The sequence below is a fragment of the Blautia sp. RTP21359st1_E11_RTP21359_211015 genome, from assembly GCF_040910705.1.
Lineage (GTDB): Bacteria > Bacillota > Clostridia > Lachnospirales > Lachnospiraceae > Blautia_A > Blautia_A fusiformis.
In genome coordinates this window covers 1-19,794 of record NZ_JBDGAB010000004.1, presented here as the reverse complement: position 1 = coordinate 19,794, position 19,794 = coordinate 1, and the positions used below count along the sequence as shown (strand labels likewise).

Below are 19,794 nucleotides of genomic sequence, written 5' to 3'. Positions count from 1 at the left end.
TATATTTCTCTATTTGTCAGATATCTTTTCCCTGTCAGCTTCTGTTTTTTCCTTCTCTTCCGTTTCTTCTTTTACAAGTCTTCCATAAAGCTTTGTCATTTTATAAATCTTCTGAATAATTGTTTCATTGAGCTGGCCTTTTTTCATACGCCACTTCCAGTTGTCACCAAGAGTTGACGGTTCATTGATCCTTGCCTCATTTCCAAGGCAGAGATAATCCTGTACCGGGATCACACAGCGATCTGCAACACTGGACATCGCCGCACGTATCATGCTCCACACTGCCGCAGTCTCATGCTTGCCCTCACAGCCAATATAGGCCCTGGCAAAATTTCGGTCATGCTGGCTCAGATTGCGGAACCATCCTCTTGTTGTCTCATTGTCATGAGTACCTGTGTAAACAATGCAATTCCTTTCATATCTGTGCGTCAGATACGGACTGTCCTCATTCTCGTCAAAAGCAAACTGCAATACCTTCATTCCTGGGAATCCGGATTCTTCCACCATCTCGATCACACTGTCTGTAAGGAGACCAAGATCCTCTGCGATCACATCCAGCTTTCCAAGATTCTTTTCAAGCGCACGGAACAGATCCATTCCCGGTCCCTTTTCCCAGTGACCGAACTGGGCAGTTTTATCTCCGTACGGAATGGAATAATACTCATCAAAGCCTCTGAAATGGTCGATCCTTACCACATCATAAAGCTTCATACAATTTGCCATTCGGCGTATCCACCATGCATAGCCTGTTTTCTTGTGATATTCCCAGTCATAAAGCGGATTTCCCCAGAGCTGCCCTGTGGCGGAAAAAGCATCCGGCGGGCATCCGGCAACGCCGATCGGAATATTTTCCTTATCAAACTGGAACAATTCCGGCTGTGCCCAGGCATCCGCACTGTCAAACGCAACGTAGATCGGGATGTCTCCGATCATCTCCACTCCCTTAGCATTTGCATAAGCTTTCAGTGCTGTCCACTGTTTAAAAAAGCAGAACTGCTGGAAGCAGTAAAATCCCACTTCTTTTGCAAGCTTCTCTCTTTCTTCAGCCAATGCAGCTTTTTCTCTGTTTTTGAGTTCCGTAGGCCATTCGATCCAGCTGATTCCATTTAAGCTGTCCTTGATTGCCATATACAGGCTGTAATCTTCCAGCCAGGCAGCATTTTCTTTTACAAACTTACAGTACTCCTGGTCTGTCTCACAGTCATAATTTTCAAAGGCTTTTCTCAAAAGCCGAAATCTGGAATTATAAATCTTCTCATAATCCACATAGCTCTCGTTTGTACCCCAGTCACAGTCCTCGCAATCACTTTTATCCAGATATCCCTCTTTTACAAAAGCCTCCAGATCAATAAAATACGGATTTCCCGCAAAGGTAGAAAAAGACTGGTATGGTGAATCTCCATATCCGGTAGGTCCGAGAGGAAGAATCTGCCAGTATTTCTGTCCTGCTCTTGCCAGCTGGTCTACAAACTCATATGCTTCCTCAGAAAAGCATCCGATCCCATATTTCGATGGCAGACTGGATACTGGAAGTAAAATCCCACTTGCTCTCATAATTTACGAATCCTCCTGTTTTCTCAGTAGTTGCGCCCTCTCACAGATGTCTGCAGGAGCACTCAGATTTTTATTATATCACTCTGTCACAGAGCGTTCAAAGTCCTTTTTTGCAGATATATGTAAATATATCATGATAAACCTTTTCCCTGTCTTTCTCATTCAGGATCTCGTGGCGCATTCCCGGATATAATTTTCCCCGGACATCCCGGTATCCTGCACAACGCATGGCACGGACAGACTTCGCAAACTGTCTCACATTTCCCATGCAGGGATCCTCCGCCCCACTGATAAACAGCACCGGCATTTCCGGCTTTGTACACTTCCAGTGCTTCACATCATAGGCTCTTTTCATCAGGTCAAAAAGTGCCAGATATGCATCATCCGTAAAGGTAAATCCACAGTATTCTGAATCCGAATAATCCTGCACAACCTGCGGATCAGAGCAGATCCAGGAAAAACGGTTTTTTTCTTTTTTAAAGTGCATTGCATAGCTTCCAAAAGACATCATCTCGATCAGACCCGCACTGTGTTTAGGCCCGAAAACAGTCTTTCCCGCCTTTGCCAGAGCTACTCCGACCGGACGAAATACATTATAGCTGGGTGAGCCGCAGACGATCAGCATATCCATACAGCTGTCATGATGAGCTGCATAGGCACGAACTGCCAGAGAGCCCATGCTGTGTCCGAAAAGGATCAGCGGAATACCTGGGAAATGATCCTTGATCAAGCAGTTCACCGTATGGATATCCTGCAGCATGGCATCCGCCCCACCACCGTACATATACCCAAGATCCTCTTTACTGCGTACGCTTTTCCCATGGCCACGGTGATCATGGATCACACTTATATATTTTCGCTCTGCCATATATTCCATAAAAGGAATGTAGCGTTCCTTGTACTCACTCATTCCGTGAACGATCTGTATGATCCCACGGTATTTCTCATTACGTTCCAACTCCGGCACTACTGCCAGGCAGGAAATTTCCAATCCGTCTGCTTTTGAAGGAAATGAATACTGAATTGTCCGTAACATATATTTCACCTCACCTTTTCTGCTGCATAAAGCGGGCATTCGCATTCCGCTTTGTCACCTGTACTCAACCACTTTTTCTGTGTCTTCCAGTATATCATAACACAGGGGGTTTCTCAAACAGTAAACCTATGATATAATCGTTACGGTAACACAGGGGTGATGCTGTTTGCCCGCAAATGCAAACAGATATCCTCTGACTTACCCACCCGAAAACCAGAATGACTTATTGTAAGGAGGAATAATGAATACAGAAGACAATAATGATTTTTATGACGATGAGCTCTCCAGATCATTGATCTCCAATGATTTTGAAGACGACACTCCCCACAGAAAGAAAAAAAGCAAAAAGCCTCTCGTGATCTGTCTGATCATCCTTCTGATCGCTGCCGCAGCCGGCGGAACCGCCTGGTATATGGTGCAGCGCCATAAACCGGTAGAAGCCACAGAAGAATTTCTCACAGGCATGCAGAACATGGATTTTACCACTATGGAGAACCTTCTCCAGAGTCATGATCTCAGTGCTCTGGATGATGCAGATATCCGGGATTCTGCTTACACAGATTTCTTCACTACCGTCAACAAAAAAATGACCTACAAGATCACCAAAAACAAATTTGACATCCAGAACGGAACTGCCAGGATAACGGTTCACATGAAATATATTGACGGAACCAATATCTATGCAGCGACCATTCAGGAATATACCCGTAAGGTTGCTGTCGCAGCCTATGCCGGAAAAGAAATGACACAGGATGATATCCAGGAAATGCTCGCTACACTTCTTGCCGAAAATGCTTCCACAGCTGATGAGAAATACAATGAGATCGATATTACCTATCCTCTGATCAAAATCGGCAGCGACTGGAAGATCGTTTCTCTGGATGACACCACAGTCAAGGTTATGTGCGCAAACTTCAAAAGCGTAAAAGACGAGATATCATCCCAGCTTACGGATGACAGCACAGATAGCAGTTCTGCCGCTGCAGAGGATTCTTCCACCCCAGGCAGCACGGCCTCTGCTGAGGGCACAAGTGCATCCATTGATATTACAACTGACAAATTCTCCGTCCGTTTCAAACAGTTTGCGATTTCCAAGGACTACGGCGGAAATCCCTGTCTGATGATCTACTACGACTATACAAACTCCGGCGATTCCCAGTCCAGTGCATTTGTAGACTTCACCCTGCAGGCTTCCCAGAACGGAGAAGCTCTGGAAGGAACTTATCCGGAAGCCAGCGATGATGCTGTAGATAACTACATGAGCACCATTGATCCCGGCAAAACCGTCACTGTATGCCAGGTATTTCTTCTGAAGGATACTACCAGTGATGTAACGCTTCAGGGCAAAGAAACTCTGAATGTAAGCGGCGGACAGACAACCTCTCAGATTCTGAAGCTGAAGTAAGATATCGGAATCGCCTAACGGATATTTACGATCCAAATTCGATAAACCGGAAATTTACATTTTATCTTGCATATGAAAGGAAAACGGAAATTTCTCCTTCATGATTTTTTCATGGCTGGCAGAAATTTCCGTTTTTCTTTTTCTCATTCCTGTGTATATTTTTTTGATTCCATGAAAAACTATTTCCTGTATAACGAAAGGATGGTGACTTATGTCAAATAAATGTCTGCAGTACTTCACCCTGACCATTGCTGTGGTCGGTGCCATAAACTGGGGTCTGATCGGCTTCTTTAATTTTAATCTGGTAGCATTCCTGTTCGGAAGCATGAGCTGGCTCTCCCGGATCATCTACGGACTTGTAGGCTTATGCGGGCTTTATCTTCTGACCTTCTATACTCTGATCGATCAGGGTGAAACAACTGAATAAGCTACGCAGTAACACATAACGCGAAAAATCCTCTGCTGCATAAAAATAAAGCAGAGGATTTTTTCGCAACAAAAAAGAACTCTGATCATCCTCAGAGTTCCGAAGAGCGATAGACGGGGCTCGAACCCGCGGTCTCGACCTTGGCAAGGTCGCGCGTTACCAACTACGCCACTATCGCACAAGCGGGTGATGGGAATCGAACCCACGTATCCAGCTTGGAAGGCTGGTGTTCTACCATTGAACTACACCCGCAGTTATGAAATTATAAATCTTCATCCTTCGATGAGAGCGATAGACGGGGCTCGAACCCGCGGTCTCGACCTTGGCAAGGTCGCGCGTTACCAACTACGCCACTATCGCATAAGCGGGTGATGGGAATCGAACCCACGTATCCAGCTTGGAAGGCTGGTGTTCTACCATTGAACTACACCCGCGCATCGTCGCTTCGGTGATTACCGATCGCTTGACCGCTGCAACGATGATTAGTATATAGCATACTGTTTTATTTGTCAACAGGTTTTTTTATTTTTTTTAATTTTTTTATTTATTGGATTTTTTATCAATACTCCCATACATTTGTGGCAGAAACCTGGGCCTTCGGTTTCTTGATCACAAGCTCCGGACTTTTTGCACTGACCTTGGTATTTGCAGGAATGGATTCTGTGATAAAGGTATTACCACCTATAATCGTATTCTCTCCTACAACCGTCTCACCACCGAGCACTGTGGAATTAGAATAGATCGTTACATTATCACGAATCGTCGGATGACGTTTTACATTGGCAAGCTGCTGTCCCTTTCTTGTGGAAAGCGCTCCCAGTGTTACTCCCTGATACAGTTTTACATTATTTCCGATCTCTGTAGTCTCACCTACAACCACACCGGTACCATGATCGATAAAGAAATACTCTCCGATGGTCGCTCCCGGGTTGATATCGATTCCTGTACGGCCATGAGCATATTCTGACATCACGCGCGGGATAAATGGGATCTCTTCTTTATAAAGAACATGTGCCAGACGATACACGTAGATAGCAAATAATCCCGGATATGAAAAAATGATCTCTTCCTTGCTCTTGGCTGCGGGGTCACCATCAAAACCAGCCTGTACATCTGTCAGAAGCAGTCTCTGGATTTCAGGAAGCTGCTCAAAAAATCCACAGGCAGTTCTGTCTGCATGAGCTGCTGCTTCTTCCGGTTCCTCTCCGTGATAAAGAAGTGCGATCTCGATCTGATTCTTCAATCTGTCATAAAGATCATTCAGTCTGTGTCCCACATAATACTCCGGAAATACGGTAGCACTGGTATCCGTACTGAAATATCCCGGAAATACAATAGATTTCAGATCTCTTACTATATCAATGATCACCGAACGGTTTGGCAGACGTCTGCCGCTCTTCGGCATAAAAAGTTCTTCTGAAGCATAATTCTCAGTAAGACCCTTTGCCGCTCTGAGAATCGCTGATTTCTTATCGCTCATAATTCCCTCCATTTCTGCACATCCACTTCTGTCTGTACACTTTATCTCATTATCATATTATAGTCTGGAAGATTCGTCAATAATACAAAAAAGAAAAGTTTTAAAAAAGATTGACCTTTCTCCGGATACCTTATATAATAATAAAGGTTTGCATCCGGAGATGTACCCAAGTGGCTGAAGGGTCCGCACTCGAAATGCGGTAGGTCGGGCAACCGGCGCGAGGGTTCAAATCCCTCCATCTCCGCTTTTCTGCCGATTTATGACAGGAAGAATTTTATTTATATTTTATTATACAAAAAGCACTCTCATCTCTTGACAATTGTATATTTTATATGTATAATTGCAACAGTGATGAAAACACAATTTAATATAGGGGATTGGTCAAATGGTATGATAGGGGTCTCCAAAACCTTTGGTGGGAGTTCGATTCTCTCATCCCCTGCTATTAGAATCGCTGAAAAACCTTAATTAAGGATTTTCAGCGTTTTTTATTGTATGGCAGAAAAAGTGATCGCCCGGCCTGTCATATCAACATCCGGGCGATCACTTTTCAATATTTTACTTCTCACTGCATTCATATCGTGAAAATCTCTGCACGTGTCCACATGCGCTTATCACTTCAGTTTCTTCAGATTATCCGGTCCAAATCCAAATGGCAACAGTTCCTTTAACGTAAAGATATCATATTTTTCTCTGCTGACTGCCAGTATGATCTGAAAGGTTTCCGGATCACAGAACTCCATCATAACCTGTCTGCATACTCCACAGGGTGCTGCATACTCTGTAGGAACACCATCCTTGCCGCCAACGATACAGATTGCCTGAAAGTCTCTCATGCCTTCACTGACCGCTTTGAAAAAAGCAGTTCTTTCCGCACAGTTTGTTGGAGTATAGGCAGCATTTTCTATGTTACACCCGGTATAATAGGTACCGTTTTTTGCAAGAAGTACCGCCCCTACATGAAAATGTGAGTATGGCGCATAGGAATAGTCCATCTGTCTGATCGCCAGATCGATCATTTCTTTGATCTGTTTTTCTTCCATAATTTTCCCACCTTTCCTGAATCAGGCATGTATACGTTATTCTTCTTTTTTCTGTGCCTGATCTGCACGGATCAGTTCACGGATCGCCTGTACTGCAACCTGGATTGCCTTATCGGTATCATGTACCACAGGATTATCCAGACCCAGCTTCTCTCTTTCCTGATTTGCAAGCACCAGGAAACAGGAGCCCACACGTACTTTTAAATGGCTTGCCACTATAAAAAGAGCAGCGGATTCCATCTCCGACGCAAGACAGCCGAGACGTTTCCACGCTTCCCATTTATTCATCAGTTCATAGCTGACCGGCTTGGTTTCCGGCTCATGCTGGCCATAAAAGGAATCCTTACATTGTACCACACCTGTGTGGAATTCACATCCTTCTTTCTTTGCTCCTTCCACAAGTGCATTGATCACTTCCAGATTTGCCACTGCCGGGAATTCAATAGGTGCATACTCTTTACTGGTGCCCTCCATACGGATTGCCCCCGTTGCAACAACAATATCACCACTTTTTACCTCCGGCTGCATTCCACCGCAGGTTCCGATGCGTACAAATGTATCAGCCCCGCACCGATAAAGCTCTTCCATTGCGATAGAAGCGGACGGTCCGCCGATTCCGGTAGATGTCACACTTACCTTCACTCCGTCCAGTGTTCCGGTGTATGTTACGTATTCCCGGTTATCTGCTACCAAAACCGGATCCTCAAAATACTGTGCGATCTTTTTGCAGCGTTTCGGATCTCCCGGTAAAATAACGTAACGTCCCACTTCTCCTTTTGCTACCTGAATGTGATACTGTCTGTCCGCATCCTCTGAATAATTTTTCATGTTTGTTTCCCCCTTTCTCAGCTAACAGTTTCCCTATTCCTTATGAATAAAAAAAAGACTGCATTTTCATACAATCCAGTCCTTTATTCTTTTATTTTAGCCTTGCTTCCCGTCAATTCCTGCAAAACTGTATTGTCTTACATTACAGTCAGATTTTCGTATTTACTCAGTCAATGTCAAACCTCTTTTGTCTTTATCCCATTATAACATAGATTCATTTTCTTCAAAAGCTTAATATAAACATGTTCCACAAACCACGGTTCTGTTGATCTCATCAATGCTTCTTCCGGTGAAAACCAGGCTACACCGCTGTTTTCATCTGCTTTTATGGAAACAGCCTCTTCTGAATCTGCCTCAAGGAGATATGTTAGATTAAAGTGCAGATGGCTGGATACATATTTTCCTTTTTTCATATGGCCGTCTACAGTCAGGGATTCCAGGGAAAAAATCTCTTCTGACACCGGACGAACATTGGAAATCCCTGCCTCTTCTTTTACTTCTCTGACAGCAACGGACAGTAAATCCGTCTCACCATCTGCATGTCCTCCAAGCCAGGACCAGGAATTGTATATGTTGTGATATACCATAAGGACTTTCGTCCGTTCTCTGTTTACTACCCAGGCAGAAGCTGTCATATGGGCTACTGCATTTTCCCTGGAAAAAGCATTCTCATTATTTCTGATCCAGTCCAGGATCAGGATTTTATCTTTTTCTTCCTGCTCATTATATGGCTTGTATTTTTCTATCTGATTGATCAGTTTCTGGCGTGTTATCATTATGCACTCTGTCTCTTTCTTAAACATCCATAAATGTATTTTTAGTCAAGCGGATAAAAGCATCCGCTTCGCTACTTGCTCATAACCGGATAACTACTTCACAGTTTATCAGAAGGAGCTTGTAACTATCTTTTTTATTTAATACCCATCCTTTAACCGGACAATATTTTTTAATTTTTTTCCATTCAGATATCGTTCCATATTTTCCATGCAGATGTTCCAGATCATATCCTGGACTTCAGCGTTTCCACCGAAACTCGGGCCTGCAATGTGTGGAGTGATAAGGACGTTTTCCATATTCCAAAGAGGTGATGTCTCCGGCAATGGTTCTGTTTCAAATACATCCAAGACCGCTCCTTTTAAGTGGCCTTCCTCCAGTACTCTGATCAGGTCTTCTGTTGGAATGAGGCTTCCTCTTCCTACATTAACCAGAATTGCATCTTTTTTCATGGAATATAGCCGTTCGTAATTCAGAAGGCCTTTTGTTTCCGGTGTTCCCGGGAGACAGCCGATCACAATGTCCGCTTTCTGAAGCTGCTGATCCAGCGCTGTCAGATCATATACCTCATCAAACTCTTTCATCTGCTGCAAATGCTCCGGGACTGCAGTTCTTTTTATTCCAGTCACATGCGTTTCAAACGCTTTCATTCTATGGGCAATATTTCTTCCTATATCCCCTGTTCCCAGGATGAGAATGTTTTTTCCATATATGGTTTCTGATGATCGATTCTGTACCCAGAGGTGTTTCTGTTTGTTCTTCCAGTAGTTCGGAAGTTCACGGTACAGCGCAATGATATTCCCGATCACATATTCTGATATGATCTTTCCAAAAGCGCCGGAAGCATTGGTTAATGTAACTCCTGTCGGAAATGCTTTCATTTTTGTATATTTGTCCACACCGGCCCAGGTCAGCTGGATCCAGCAAAGATTTTCTGCTTTCAGGATTTCTTCTTCCTCTGGCTCTCCGATCACTACTTCTGCTGCTACAATCGCATCCTCAGTTTCTTTGCCCTGAAATGTAAATTCGCACTGATCTCCGAATTTTGTTGCAAACTGATTTTGAATTTCTGCATTGCATTGTGGTTTTAGTAAAACTTGTATTTTTTTCATGTTTTTCTCCGCAAATCATCTTTATCAGCTATATCCTACCATAATTAACAGCCATCTGCTATTATTTTCTGTTATTTCTGCCGCTGATACCTGGTCACTGCCAGGATCATGCAGACAAAAACTACCGCAAACATAGCTTCCAGTCCAATGCCTTTCCACACCGATACAGCTGCCTCACCTGTTAGGTGGCTATAACTTCCAAGAGTCTCATTTACGTTTTCATACCAGTACACAGGAAGAAACTGAGACACCTTCAGGACGTTTCTGTCCATAATGTTCATGGGAACAAACACACCACACAGAAAGCACATTCCAAGAGACAGGATATTTGCGATCCCGCTTAACATGTTGCTGTTTTTTACAAAAAGACCGATCAGATAGGAAAGTGAAAGTGCCACTGCCATCATTACCAGAGTGTTCAGTACATAGTATCCGAAATTTTCTGAACTGAGAAATGTTTTTCCATACATAAGGATAGCTCCAGCCATACCGATTCCCCATAAGCCCCCACCCATCACAAACATGGCCAGAAGCCCTTCCAGACTCTGTCGTCTTGCAGAGATCGCAGATGCCTGCATTCTCTTTGGTATATCGTCTTTTTTGAAAGCCATCAGAACATATCCCATCACATAGCAAAGTAATGCAAGAAACAGATATGGAATATATCGGAAATAATAGAGCCATCCGGACGTACCACTGTTTTCATCTGTATCCAGCATGGTGACTTCTCCTCTTTTTTTATCCAGGATCGCTGTTGCCGCTTCCTTCTGGGAAAAACCGGCTTTCAGATATGTCCGCATTGTATTCAGGCAGCTCTCAAGCTGCTGATCCACATAATATGCCGAATAAGATCCGGGCACCTTGGTCACAGAAATACTTTCGCCGTTTACCATACAGTTCTCATAAAAATCCTCAGGAATCACCACGATGTACTCCACATTTCTGTAAAAAAGCTCTTCCTGAAGCTTCTCTCTGTTATCCTCCAGCATGGTCACGTGATGCGTACCTTCAAGCCATTTTACCAGTCCTTCTGCAAGTGGTCCGTTGTCTTTATCCACCACTCCGATCTTTATTTTTTCGCTTTCATAGCTGGTATAAGTTTCCTTACCGGCCGCTGCCTGAAGTGCCATTGTCACTCCGAAAAAAATGCCCAGATACAGGAGGATCAGACCTGTATTTTTTTTCATGATCCTCATATAGCCTTTAAATACTGTCATAACGTTCCCTCCTGACCATGAAAAAGGATGCCATCACCAGCACCACGCACATTACCGCCAGTGTGATCAGATTTCTATAGTATCTGGTCATATCATCATATACATTGATACAGTAAAACGCATCTGAGATCAGTGATGCAGGATTGATCCGGTTCACAAACGGAACACTTTTTTCCACGATATCCTTCATATTTCCGTTCATCAGTCCGGCAAGAAAGCTGCTTACCATAGAGATTCCAAGCATGAGCCCGATTCTGACGCCTTCCTGCATTTTTCCGAAGCTACCTATAAACATTCCCATAGATACACCGATGAGACTTCCGAAAAAAGATACCACCAGCATTTTTCCCATCTGTCCCTGAAAATCCAGATTGAGAATATACCGGAGATACAGGATCAGAATGATCACGTCCACATAGCCCAGAGCAAAAGATGTCAGCTGGTCTGTAAGGATCAGCTTCAGCTTGTGGGTCGGCGTTACACACCGTCTGGCTGCCAGAGGTGTGATATTGGCCTGGATCCCGATCGCAGAGCCAAATCCGATAAAGCATCCATACAGGCAGGCCATGGCGATCAGTGCGTAAAAGAACTGCACATTTCCGTCAATGGTCCGGCCACCAAGAGAGACTTCCCTTACCAAGCTGTCGGAACTTAACAAGGGTTTCATGGTTTCCATATCCATCTGCGGATTTTTTTTCATGATATTGGTGATAGTCGTTCTGGTGTTTTCACAGCTGTCGAGAACTGTCTGAAGGATACTTTCTTCTATTCCGGTTCCTGCTACTGTAAGGGAAGGCTCTTTTCCCACATAATAAATCCCTTCTACTTTTTTATCCTGCAGTGCTTCCAGCGCTTCCTTTTCCGACATTTCTTCTGCTTTTAAAAGATCCGGACTGCTTTTTTCCACTTCATCCAGATAGGTCATAAAAAACGTATCCGCAGAAGCTTCCTTCACCACTGCCACCGGAACCGTCTGAAAATCTGCTTCATTGATATTTCCGAATGCAAAATAGAAAAAAGTTCCAAGCACAAGTGGAAAGACAAGCGGCCAGAATACAATGTTAAAATTACGGATCTTGGAAAGAAAACTGTATTTCAGTAAATGCAACATCTCCCATCCCTCCTAATCTCTTAGCTGTTTTCCGGTGATTTCCAGAAAGACATCATTTAATGTAGGCAGTTCGGAAAAGACTCTTCCAAAAGAAATATCCTGGCTTTGCAGATAATTAAGAAGACGGATCAGGTTATGCTTCGCATCGGTACAGCGCACGACCAGCACCTGTTTTTCATACTGCACATCAAACACATGCTCCAGTGTGCGGATATCCCGGAGATTTTTTTCTTCCAGGGCAATGGCTTCTACGGTAATGGTCTCTCCTGTTTTGATCATCTGCTTCAATTGTTCCTTTGTTCCCTGAGCGATGACTCTTCCGTGATCCATGATGGCGATCCTGGTACAGATCTGCTCCACTTCTTCCATGTAATGGGATGTGTAGATAATGGTGGAGCCCTGGTGGTTCAGCGTCTGGATCCCTTCCAGGATCTTGTTTCTGCTCTGTGGGTCTACAGCTACCGTCGGCTCATCCATAATGATCAGTCTTGGCTTGTGGGCGATCCCGCAGGCAATGTTCAATCTTCGTAAAAGGCCCCCGGAAAGCTTCTTCGGGTACATTTTGCGGAAATCTTCAAGACCTGTAAATTCAATGGCATCCTCCACCAGCTCTTTTCTCCGTTTCCTGTCCCGTATGTAAAGGCCGCAGAAATAATCGATATTTTCCTGCACTGTCAGCTCATCAAAAACGGCTACATTCTGAAGCACGATCCCAATCTGTTCCTTGAGCTTATAGCTGTCCGGCTTCATCTCTTCTCCGAATATCTTTATTTCACCTCTGTCATATTTCAGAAGTGACAAGAGGCAGCTGATGGCCGTTGTCTTTCCCGATCCGTTGGGGCCAAGTAATCCGAAGATCTCACCCTCCCGGATATCCAGTTCCAGATGATTCAGTGCGGTAAGATCACCGTATCGTTTTACCAGATTTTCTATGTGGACCATACTCTGTGGCATATGTTTTCCTCCTTTTTTACAGTCCGTTAAGCAGGACTTTTATGTCTTTTTCGCAGAAATTCATATTTCTTCTATGATGCCATTATATCCTTTTCTTCTTTCTGCTCCAAGTGTTGAATGTCACCACCTGCGAATGACAAATGTCATGTCTTTTTCAGAAGGATAGATTTTTCTTTGCAGGGAAGGAACCGGTATATTATAATAAAGACACATTGATTTCAGAAATTTGTGCAGCAAAAGGGGTTCTCCCGGAACAGGATACGATAATTTTAGCCGGTTATCTGCCTGACTTTCGGAAAATGCTATAATTCTGAGAAAGGAGGGTATATTTTTTATGCGTTATCTTACAGATTCCATACTATTGCTTTTATACAGTACTTTAACATTTTTTTATGTGCCTGCAGATCAGGCTCTTGTGTTTGCCCTCCTTTTTGCGGTGATCCTTTGCTGCATTACTTATCTGTGCAGGGTATGTAAAACAGAATCCTGTTCACACAATTCTTTGCCAGTATTGAAACCCGCCGGAAATATCATTCCGGTTCTTGCAGGAAGCTATGTGATCTTTGGATTATGTTCCCTGTGGTTTTCGGATCTTCTTCTGTTTTTCCCGCTGTTGCTGTATCAGACCTTATCTGCCGGGCTTTTTCCTCTGGCAGTGGCTGAGCTTCCACTTTGGGGATTTCTGGTTTTTCAGATCAATAAATTTCCGGCAGTTCTTTGTCTGCTTGGGATTTTTGGTTTCGTTCTCTCATTTTTTCTCTGGCTCTATGCCGAAAAATATCAGGCTCTTTACCAGGATTTTCATCAGATCCGGGATGACAGTGAGGAACATACGCTTCTTCTTTCTGAAAAAAACAAGGCACTTCTGGAAAAACAGGATTACGAGATTTATGCTGCTACATTGCGCGAGCGAAACAGAATTGCCAGAGAGATCCATGATAATGTGGGACATGTACTATCCCGTTCTATCCTTATGACTGCTGCCTGCAAAACCATCAACAAAAATGATTCTCTTGATCCTCTGCTTGGAAATCTGGAAGAATCCCTGAACGGTGCTATGAACAGCATCCGTTCCAGTGTACATGATCTTCATGACGATGCGATAGATCTGGAAGATGCCATAAAAGGACTTGTAAAGGATTTCACCTTCTGCCCGGTGAATCTTACTTATGATATGTCCAGGCAGATTCCAAGAGAGGTGAAATACAGTCTGATCAGTATTACAAAGGAAGGGCTTTCCAATGTGATGCGGCATAGTAATGCGGATTCTGTGGATATTCTTCTGCGGGAGCATCCTGCACTTTATCAATTGTGCATTGAGGATAATGGGACACCGGAAAATGGAATTCCGGATATTCAAACTGGATCAGACAGCAATAAGGCAAAAAATACTTCCGGTGGTATGGGTCTGTCCAATATCCGTGACCGTGCAAAGGCGCTGGGCGGTACGGTCCAGATTACGCAGGAGAATGGTTTTCGGATCTTTGTAACGATCCCGAAATCTGTTTCTAATTGAATCAGACAGATATTTCTCACTTTGCCGGAAACCTTCCTGATTTGATCAAAGTACTTTCCCGGCATATTGGATCCGTCTGTTTTTTCTGATCTGTAAATTTACTTTTTATAACTCATAAACAGGAGATTTTGACATGAAAATTATAATCGTAGACGACGACTGCCTGGTTGCAGGAGCACTAAAAACCATTCTTGAAGCAAACCCGGATATCGAAGTGACTGCCACCGGCTCTGATGGTGAAGAAGCCTGCTCTCTGTACAGAGAGTATCTTCCGGATATTCTTCTGATGGATATCCGTATGAAAGGAATGGACGGACTGGAAGCTTCCAGAAAGATCCTGGGCGAATTTCCGGAGGCAAAAATTCTTCTTCTGACTACTTTTTCCGATGATGAATATATTGTAAAAGCCCTCCGCCTCGGCACAAAGGGTTATCTTCTGAAGCAGGATCATACCAGCATTCTTCCGGCTCTTCAGGCGGTTTACTCCGGCCAGACCGTATTCGGCACAGAGATCATATCCAAAATCCCTGAACTCCTGCAGTCTTCCGACGGATTTGATTATGCTTCCAGAAACATCAGCGAACGGGAGCTGGATATCATCCGGCTGATCGCCAACGGATACAGCAATAAGGAGATTGCCACAGAACTGTTTCTCAGTGAGGGAACGGTACGAAATTATCTCAGTTCCATTCTGGATAAACTGCAGCTGAGGGATCGGACTCAAGTTGCTGTTTTTTATTATCAACATAAGTAAAAACCTCCTGCATCCAAATTCCTGTAAATATTTATTAATTTAATAGAATCGGAGGATTCCTCACAATGAACCGCTATCTTACTATCTATATCCCGAAAACAGCTGTTCCGGCACCTGTCTCCCGCTTTCTTCGCACGCAGGCAGGTCTTACAAAAAAGCAGATCAGCCAGGCGAAGTTCCGTCCCGGTGGTATCCGGAAAAACGGACAGCAGTGCCGGGTAACGGAAACCGCTTATCCCGGGGATCAGATCATAGTATGCCTGGAAGCGGACGATGTAGATTCTGCCCAGCTGGAATCTTCATCCTTTACTGTCAATTTGTCCAATCACCATTTCCAGTTCTCCGCAGACGCAATTTCATATTCTGATTCCGCAGCTTCAGAATTTGCAGGTTCTGATGTCAATTCTCACATTTATCATTCACTGGCTGCAACGTCACAGTTTCTTCCTGAGTTGGCGATTATATACGAAGACCAGGATATCCTCGCCATAAATAAACCTGCCGGGATTGTCACTCACCCTTCCGGTTCTCACTACAGTGACAGTCTCGCCAACCAGGTGGCTTCCTATTTCCGTTCCAAAGGAGAGCCTACCAAAGTCCGGTCTATCGGACGATTGGATAAAGAAACCTCCGGTATCCTGCTCTTTGCCAGGAACCAGACTGCTGCCGCCAGATTACAGAACCAGCGTGAAGAAGGGATTTCAGAGAAAACCTATCTGGCTGCAGTTTCCGGTTTCATGCCTGTGGATGAAGATGGAGCTTTTCACAGGATCTCCGTTCCCCTTGCACCTGACCCGGATAACCGTCTGAAAATGGTCGTATCCACAGATGGCACGCTTCCCGGAAGCAAACATGCAGAAACCCTTTATTCTGTTCTGAAATCTACCGGCCCTGACGCAGCAGCTCCGGCTTCTCTTGTAATGCTCCGTCTGAAAACCGGCCGTACCCATCAGATCCGTGTACACATGGCATCTCTCGGGCATCCTCTTCTGGGTGATTCTCTGTACTGTTTATCGGACATATCGAATCCGTTTTCCCGGGCTGCACTCCACGCATGGAAGCTTAAATTTCAACTTCCATTTTCAATTGATGAATCTGCTTCCGACACCCGGGCTTCCATGCATCATGACAAAAATGCCAAAAAAGAAATCTCCCTGGAAGCACCCCTCCCGGAAGATTTCAAAAAATTCTATGAAACGATATTCTGAAGCCATACGCCTTTTTTTACAAGGATAAATCCAATGACACATTTCATCATATCCGCTGCCTGGACCATTGCGTAGATCACAAGTACAGGCAGACCTGTAAAACGGCTTAAGGTAAATGCGATCGTTACACTTACCACCCAGATAAACACACTGTCAAACAGAAATGTAACGATGGTCTTTCCACCGGAACGCAAAGTAAAATATGTTGCATGCAAGAATGCATTCTGCGGCATGAAAAATGCTGTGAGCATAATAAAATATTTCGCCAGAGTACGTGCCTCAGCATTGGTATTGTAAAGCCTTGGAAACAGTGGTGCCATTACAAACATCACAGCTGCCACGCAGGTACAGCAGAACACAGAAAATGCGATCATCTTGTTGTCCGTATCTCTGGCTTCCTTCATCTTACCTGCCCCCAGAAGCTGTCCTACAACAATGGCTACCGAATCTCCAAGTGCGATAAATATGATATTAAATACATTGTTGATGGTATTGGAAATATTTAATCCCGCAACCACGTTCAGTCCACGGACTGAATAACATTGTGTCAGCATGGCCACTCCGGCTGCCCATAAAGTCTCATTCAGAAGCAGCGGGGTTCCCTTAATAAGTGTCTTCTTTGTCAGGTTCGCCGGAACCTTTAATGTTGAATACAGACCCTGTGCAAAAATATTCTTTTCTGTATGCTTATGTGTCCAGCTCAGGACAATGCAGGCTTCCACATATCTGGAGAGCACTGTGGCAACAGCCGCGCCTCTTACTCCCATTTCCGGGAATCCGAATTTTCCATAGATCAGAAGATAATTAAATATCAGATTGATCAGCACTGCCACGATCCCGGCCTTCATTGGAAGTACGGTCTCACCGCATTCACGTAAAGTACTTGCATAGACCTGCACCATCATAAATGGCGGAAGTCCCAGAAGCATGATCCATAAATACTGTTTCCCATAAATAAGAGTATCCCTGATCTCCTGTGCAGTCCCGTCACCTTTTAAATACATGCTGATCAGTGAACCCCCTGCTGTCAGAAACAGTATAATGGTGATTGCTGTCAGAATCACTGCCATCCACAATTTATAACGAAGTGTCTGGCGGACACCCTCATGATCCTTCTGTCCGAAATACTGTGCTGTAAAAATTCCCGCTCCGGACACCCCGCCGAAAATACATAGATTATATACAAAGATCAGCTGATTGACGATCGCCGCTCCAGACATCTGTTCGGTACCGATACGACCGATCATAATATTGTCCAGAAGACTGACAAAATTTGTGATCCCGTTCTGTACCATGATCGGTACTGCAATAGACAGGACCATCAGATAAAACCTCTTATCTCCTACGAACTTTCGGAAAAAAGAAGATTTCTCTTTTACCTTCTCCATAAATTCTTCCCCCTTGTTTTTCGTTTTCCTTCATCCAAAATTCTCCACAAAAAGGAGACTGCCCACCTGAAACATTCTTCCCTTTCGTAAGCGTTGTAGCTACTACCTTACTACAAACTTCTTTTATTTTCAATAGTCTTTATAACGATAAATCTCCGCTTTTTTTGTATCTTTTTACTCCACCATACGACTCTCGTCTGCAATATCCTGATCTTTGAACTTTTGTTCCAGCTGTGTCACAATTTCAGTGTCAAAGTTTTTCAAAGTGATCTAAGCCGGCTGAAAAAAGATCTGGACCGGCTGAATCTGGTGCTGAATTATATTTCTGAGAATTACAAACGGCCTATTTCTCTGGATGAGATCGCAGGTGTTGCTTATCTCCAGGCTGGATATTTCTGCCGTTTTTTCAAGAAAAAGATGGGGGTTACATTTCTGGAATATCAGAATGAATACAGACTTTCTTTTCTCTACAAAGATCTGATCAATACGAAAGACCCTGTGCATGTGATTCTGGAACGCCATGGATTCAACAATTATAAGCTGTTTCGACGGATGTTCCAGGAGCACTTCGGGTGCACACCTAAGAAGGTGCGGGAGAATATGCGGAAATAACAGTACCTTCTCTTACACCATCCAGTCTTCCCGCAAATACGAAGGAAAGTACCGCAGCAATCACTGCCATGGATACGTCAAAACAGATCTTGGTTGTTCCAAAATTTGTTTTCCATGTGAGGATAACCATATAAAAAATGATCCTATACCCGCATAAAAAAACAGCGAAATGGATTTTACTTCCATTTCGCTGTCTTGTGTTATTTCTTGTTTTCTATTATTTTTTTAGTATGTCGTTTTACGCAACCTGATTTTTGTTGTTGGTAACTGTGATCAGATGACTTTTGATCAGTACCGGACGTACTGCATTATAGATGATCGCTACCAGAATTACAGATACAACTGCATTGATAAAGGTTGCCGCCGCACTCATTTTTGCAAGTGCCTGTGCCAGTTCCTGTGGCTGTCCCAGAATGTACTGTTTGTAGAAATATCCTACGATAGGATCTGCAATTACGTTAAATGCAAGTCCTGCGACAGATGCGATCACACTCCATTTGAAAACATATTTTTTATCTGTACTCTCATTGATCTTTGCAACCTTGTGTGCCACAAGACCTACGATCAGACCGATACAGAATTTCAGTACAAAGGTTTTCGGTGCGCCTGTGATATAAACAGGGTCCATGATATCTGCAATTCCCATTCCGATAGCTCCGGCAAGTCCGCCATATACGCCACCCAGAAGCAGTGCTGCAAGTACGCAGAAAGCATTTCCGATATGAATGGATGTTGCGTCTCCGCCCGGCACCGGGATCTTGATCTGCAGAAATGTGAAGGATACATAACATAAAGCTGCTAATAACGCAGTTTCTGCAAGTTTAACTACTGTGTTGTTCTGTGTGTTCATAATAATTCCCCTCTCGTTTCGTTATTACCTTTGTTATTACTTTAATGTATGATTGTATTAATGTAGGAATGTAATAACTTGGATGTTATAGTACCGCTTGTTTGGGTATATTACAAGGGGCAATTTTTATGTTTTTTTAGGGGACAGTTTTTATGGGTAATAAAAAAGTGGCTGTTTAAGCCACTCTTTCATGATTGTATATTCAAAACTACATACATGTTCTATTGATGATCGTTAATCTTTTTTGAATCAATTTTAACCTGCGTACCGATCAGCCTTTTTTCACGGGCTCGCAGCCAAAGCTGCATCGCCTGTTCTTTTGGCTACTCCAGCGGTGGTCATCTCACGACTCCGTCGTTCGATGTCATTTGCTTCACAAATATTCAGTCTGTACCATAAATGGTTCTCCACAAGCAAGCTTGTTCCGCCCCATCTCTGTTACATCCTGCCCGCTTCCTCGGCTTTTTGGTCAAGCCCTCACCCGATTAGTAACAGTCAGCTCCATGTGTTACCACACTTCCACCT

Annotated in this window: 18 protein-coding genes and 6 tRNA genes; 8 read left to right on the top strand and 16 right to left on the bottom strand. The window is 43.8% G+C overall.

Annotated elements, in window-relative coordinates; all coding sequences use genetic code 11:
- Positions 1–9 precede the first annotated feature (9 nt).
- Positions 10–1,554, bottom strand: coding sequence for a 4-alpha-glucanotransferase (malQ, locus tag AB5026_RS02220; protein WP_368212665.1), 1,545 nt, complete (start codon positions 1,552–1,554; stop codon positions 10–12).
- Positions 1,555–1,651: 97 nt separating this feature from the next.
- On the bottom strand, positions 1,652–2,590 hold the full coding sequence (locus tag AB5026_RS02215) for an alpha/beta fold hydrolase (protein WP_022426630.1): 939 nt from the start codon (positions 2,588–2,590) through the stop codon (positions 1,652–1,654).
- Positions 2,591–2,831: 241 nt separating this feature from the next.
- Here AB5026_RS02215 and AB5026_RS02210 point away from each other — a divergent pair, with 241 nt between their 5' ends.
- Positions 2,832–3,995, top strand: a complete 1,164-nt coding sequence (locus tag AB5026_RS02210) for a DUF5067 domain-containing protein (RefSeq protein WP_022426629.1) — start codon at positions 2,832–2,834, stop codon at positions 3,993–3,995.
- Between the two features lie 211 nt (positions 3,996–4,206).
- On the top strand, positions 4,207–4,422 hold the full coding sequence (locus AB5026_RS02205) for a DUF378 domain-containing protein (RefSeq protein WP_015524323.1): 216 nt from the start codon (positions 4,207–4,209) through the stop codon (positions 4,420–4,422).
- Between the two features lie 105 nt (positions 4,423–4,527).
- Here AB5026_RS02205 and AB5026_RS02200 read toward each other — a convergent pair.
- The 5 genes from AB5026_RS02200 to epsC all read right to left on the bottom strand — a co-directional run bounded on the left by AB5026_RS02200 (position 4,528) and on the right by epsC (position 5,902).
- Positions 4,528–4,600, bottom strand: a tRNA-Gly gene (locus AB5026_RS02200).
- 3 nt (positions 4,601–4,603) lie between these two features.
- A tRNA-Gly gene (locus AB5026_RS02195) sits at positions 4,604–4,674 on the bottom strand.
- 35 nt (positions 4,675–4,709) lie between these two features.
- Positions 4,710–4,782 (bottom strand) — tRNA-Gly (locus AB5026_RS02190).
- Positions 4,783–4,785: 3 nt separating this feature from the next.
- Positions 4,786–4,856 (bottom strand) — tRNA-Gly (locus AB5026_RS02185).
- Positions 4,857–4,981: 125 nt separating this feature from the next.
- The gene (epsC, locus tag AB5026_RS02180; protein ID WP_022426729.1) at positions 4,982–5,902 is read right to left on the bottom strand and encodes a serine O-acetyltransferase EpsC; all 921 of its coding nucleotides are present in this window, start codon (positions 5,900–5,902) and stop codon (positions 4,982–4,984) included.
- Between the two features lie 156 nt (positions 5,903–6,058).
- On the opposite strand from epsC, the gene AB5026_RS02175 reads away from it, so the two are divergent.
- A tRNA-Ser gene (locus tag AB5026_RS02175) sits at positions 6,059–6,146 on the top strand.
- 127 nt (positions 6,147–6,273) lie between these two features.
- A tRNA-Trp gene (locus AB5026_RS02170) sits at positions 6,274–6,344 on the top strand.
- A gap of 172 nt (positions 6,345–6,516) precedes the next feature.
- Here the strand turns inward: AB5026_RS02170 and AB5026_RS02165 are convergent.
- The 7 genes from AB5026_RS02165 to AB5026_RS02135 all read right to left on the bottom strand — a co-directional run bounded on the left by AB5026_RS02165 (position 6,517) and on the right by AB5026_RS02135 (position 12,929).
- Complete coding sequence (locus AB5026_RS02165; RefSeq protein ID WP_015524321.1) at positions 6,517–6,945, bottom strand: cytidine deaminase; 429 nt, start codon at positions 6,943–6,945, stop codon at positions 6,517–6,519.
- Positions 6,946–6,981: 36 nt separating this feature from the next.
- Complete coding sequence (gene udp, locus AB5026_RS02160) at positions 6,982–7,773, bottom strand: uridine phosphorylase (protein ID WP_022426843.1); 792 nt, start codon at positions 7,771–7,773, stop codon at positions 6,982–6,984.
- Positions 7,774–7,949: 176 nt separating this feature from the next.
- Entirely contained in the window at positions 7,950–8,549 is a 600-nt protein-coding gene (locus AB5026_RS02155; protein ID WP_349045584.1) for an NUDIX hydrolase, read from the bottom strand.
- Between the two features lie 138 nt (positions 8,550–8,687).
- A complete protein-coding gene (locus AB5026_RS02150) occupies positions 8,688–9,659 on the bottom strand; it encodes a D-2-hydroxyacid dehydrogenase (RefSeq protein WP_368212662.1) in 972 nt (323 codons plus the stop codon).
- A gap of 71 nt (positions 9,660–9,730) precedes the next feature.
- Positions 9,731–10,876 (bottom strand): ABC transporter permease, encoded by a 1,146-nt coding sequence (locus AB5026_RS02145; RefSeq protein WP_015524317.1) that lies wholly within the window; start codon positions 10,874–10,876, stop codon positions 9,731–9,733.
- Positions 10,863–11,987 carry an ABC transporter permease gene (locus AB5026_RS02140; RefSeq protein WP_368212660.1) on the bottom strand — a complete coding sequence of 375 codons (1,125 nt, stop codon included), beginning with the start codon at positions 11,985–11,987 and terminating at the stop codon, positions 10,863–10,865. Before AB5026_RS02140 ends, AB5026_RS02145 begins: the two co-directional genes overlap by 14 nt.
- 12 nt (positions 11,988–11,999) lie before the next feature.
- Positions 12,000–12,929, bottom strand: coding sequence for an ATP-binding cassette domain-containing protein (locus AB5026_RS02135; RefSeq protein WP_368212705.1), 930 nt, complete (start codon positions 12,927–12,929; stop codon positions 12,000–12,002).
- 346 nt (positions 12,930–13,275) lie between these two features.
- On the opposite strand from AB5026_RS02135, the gene AB5026_RS02130 reads away from it, so the two are divergent.
- From AB5026_RS02130 to AB5026_RS02120, 3 genes are all read left to right on the top strand, one after another.
- Complete coding sequence (locus AB5026_RS02130; protein ID WP_368212658.1) at positions 13,276–14,457, top strand: sensor histidine kinase; 1,182 nt, start codon at positions 13,276–13,278, stop codon at positions 14,455–14,457.
- A gap of 133 nt (positions 14,458–14,590) precedes the next feature.
- Positions 14,591–15,211, top strand: coding sequence for a response regulator transcription factor (locus AB5026_RS02125; protein ID WP_114001699.1), 621 nt, complete (start codon positions 14,591–14,593; stop codon positions 15,209–15,211).
- A 65-nt stretch (positions 15,212–15,276) separates the two neighbouring features.
- A complete protein-coding gene (locus tag AB5026_RS02120; protein ID WP_368212656.1) occupies positions 15,277–16,419 on the top strand; it encodes an RluA family pseudouridine synthase in 1,143 nt (380 codons plus the stop codon).
- On the opposite strand, the gene AB5026_RS02115 is transcribed toward AB5026_RS02120, so the two are convergent.
- Positions 16,401–17,807 (bottom strand): MATE family efflux transporter, encoded by a 1,407-nt coding sequence (locus AB5026_RS02115; RefSeq protein ID WP_368212655.1) that lies wholly within the window; start codon positions 17,805–17,807, stop codon positions 16,401–16,403. The two genes, AB5026_RS02120 and AB5026_RS02115, sit on opposite strands and share 19 nt — an antisense overlap.
- A gap of 309 nt (positions 17,808–18,116) precedes the next feature.
- Between AB5026_RS02115 and AB5026_RS02110 the strand changes: the two genes are divergently transcribed.
- On the top strand, positions 18,117–18,419 hold the full coding sequence (locus tag AB5026_RS02110; RefSeq protein WP_243113535.1) for a helix-turn-helix transcriptional regulator: 303 nt from the start codon (positions 18,117–18,119) through the stop codon (positions 18,417–18,419).
- Between the two features lie 238 nt (positions 18,420–18,657).
- Here the strand turns inward: AB5026_RS02110 and AB5026_RS02105 are convergent, their stop codons facing one another.
- Entirely contained in the window at positions 18,658–19,269 is a 612-nt protein-coding gene (locus AB5026_RS02105) for an ECF transporter S component (RefSeq protein WP_129976152.1), read from the bottom strand.
- Positions 19,270–19,794: the final 525 nt, after the last annotated feature.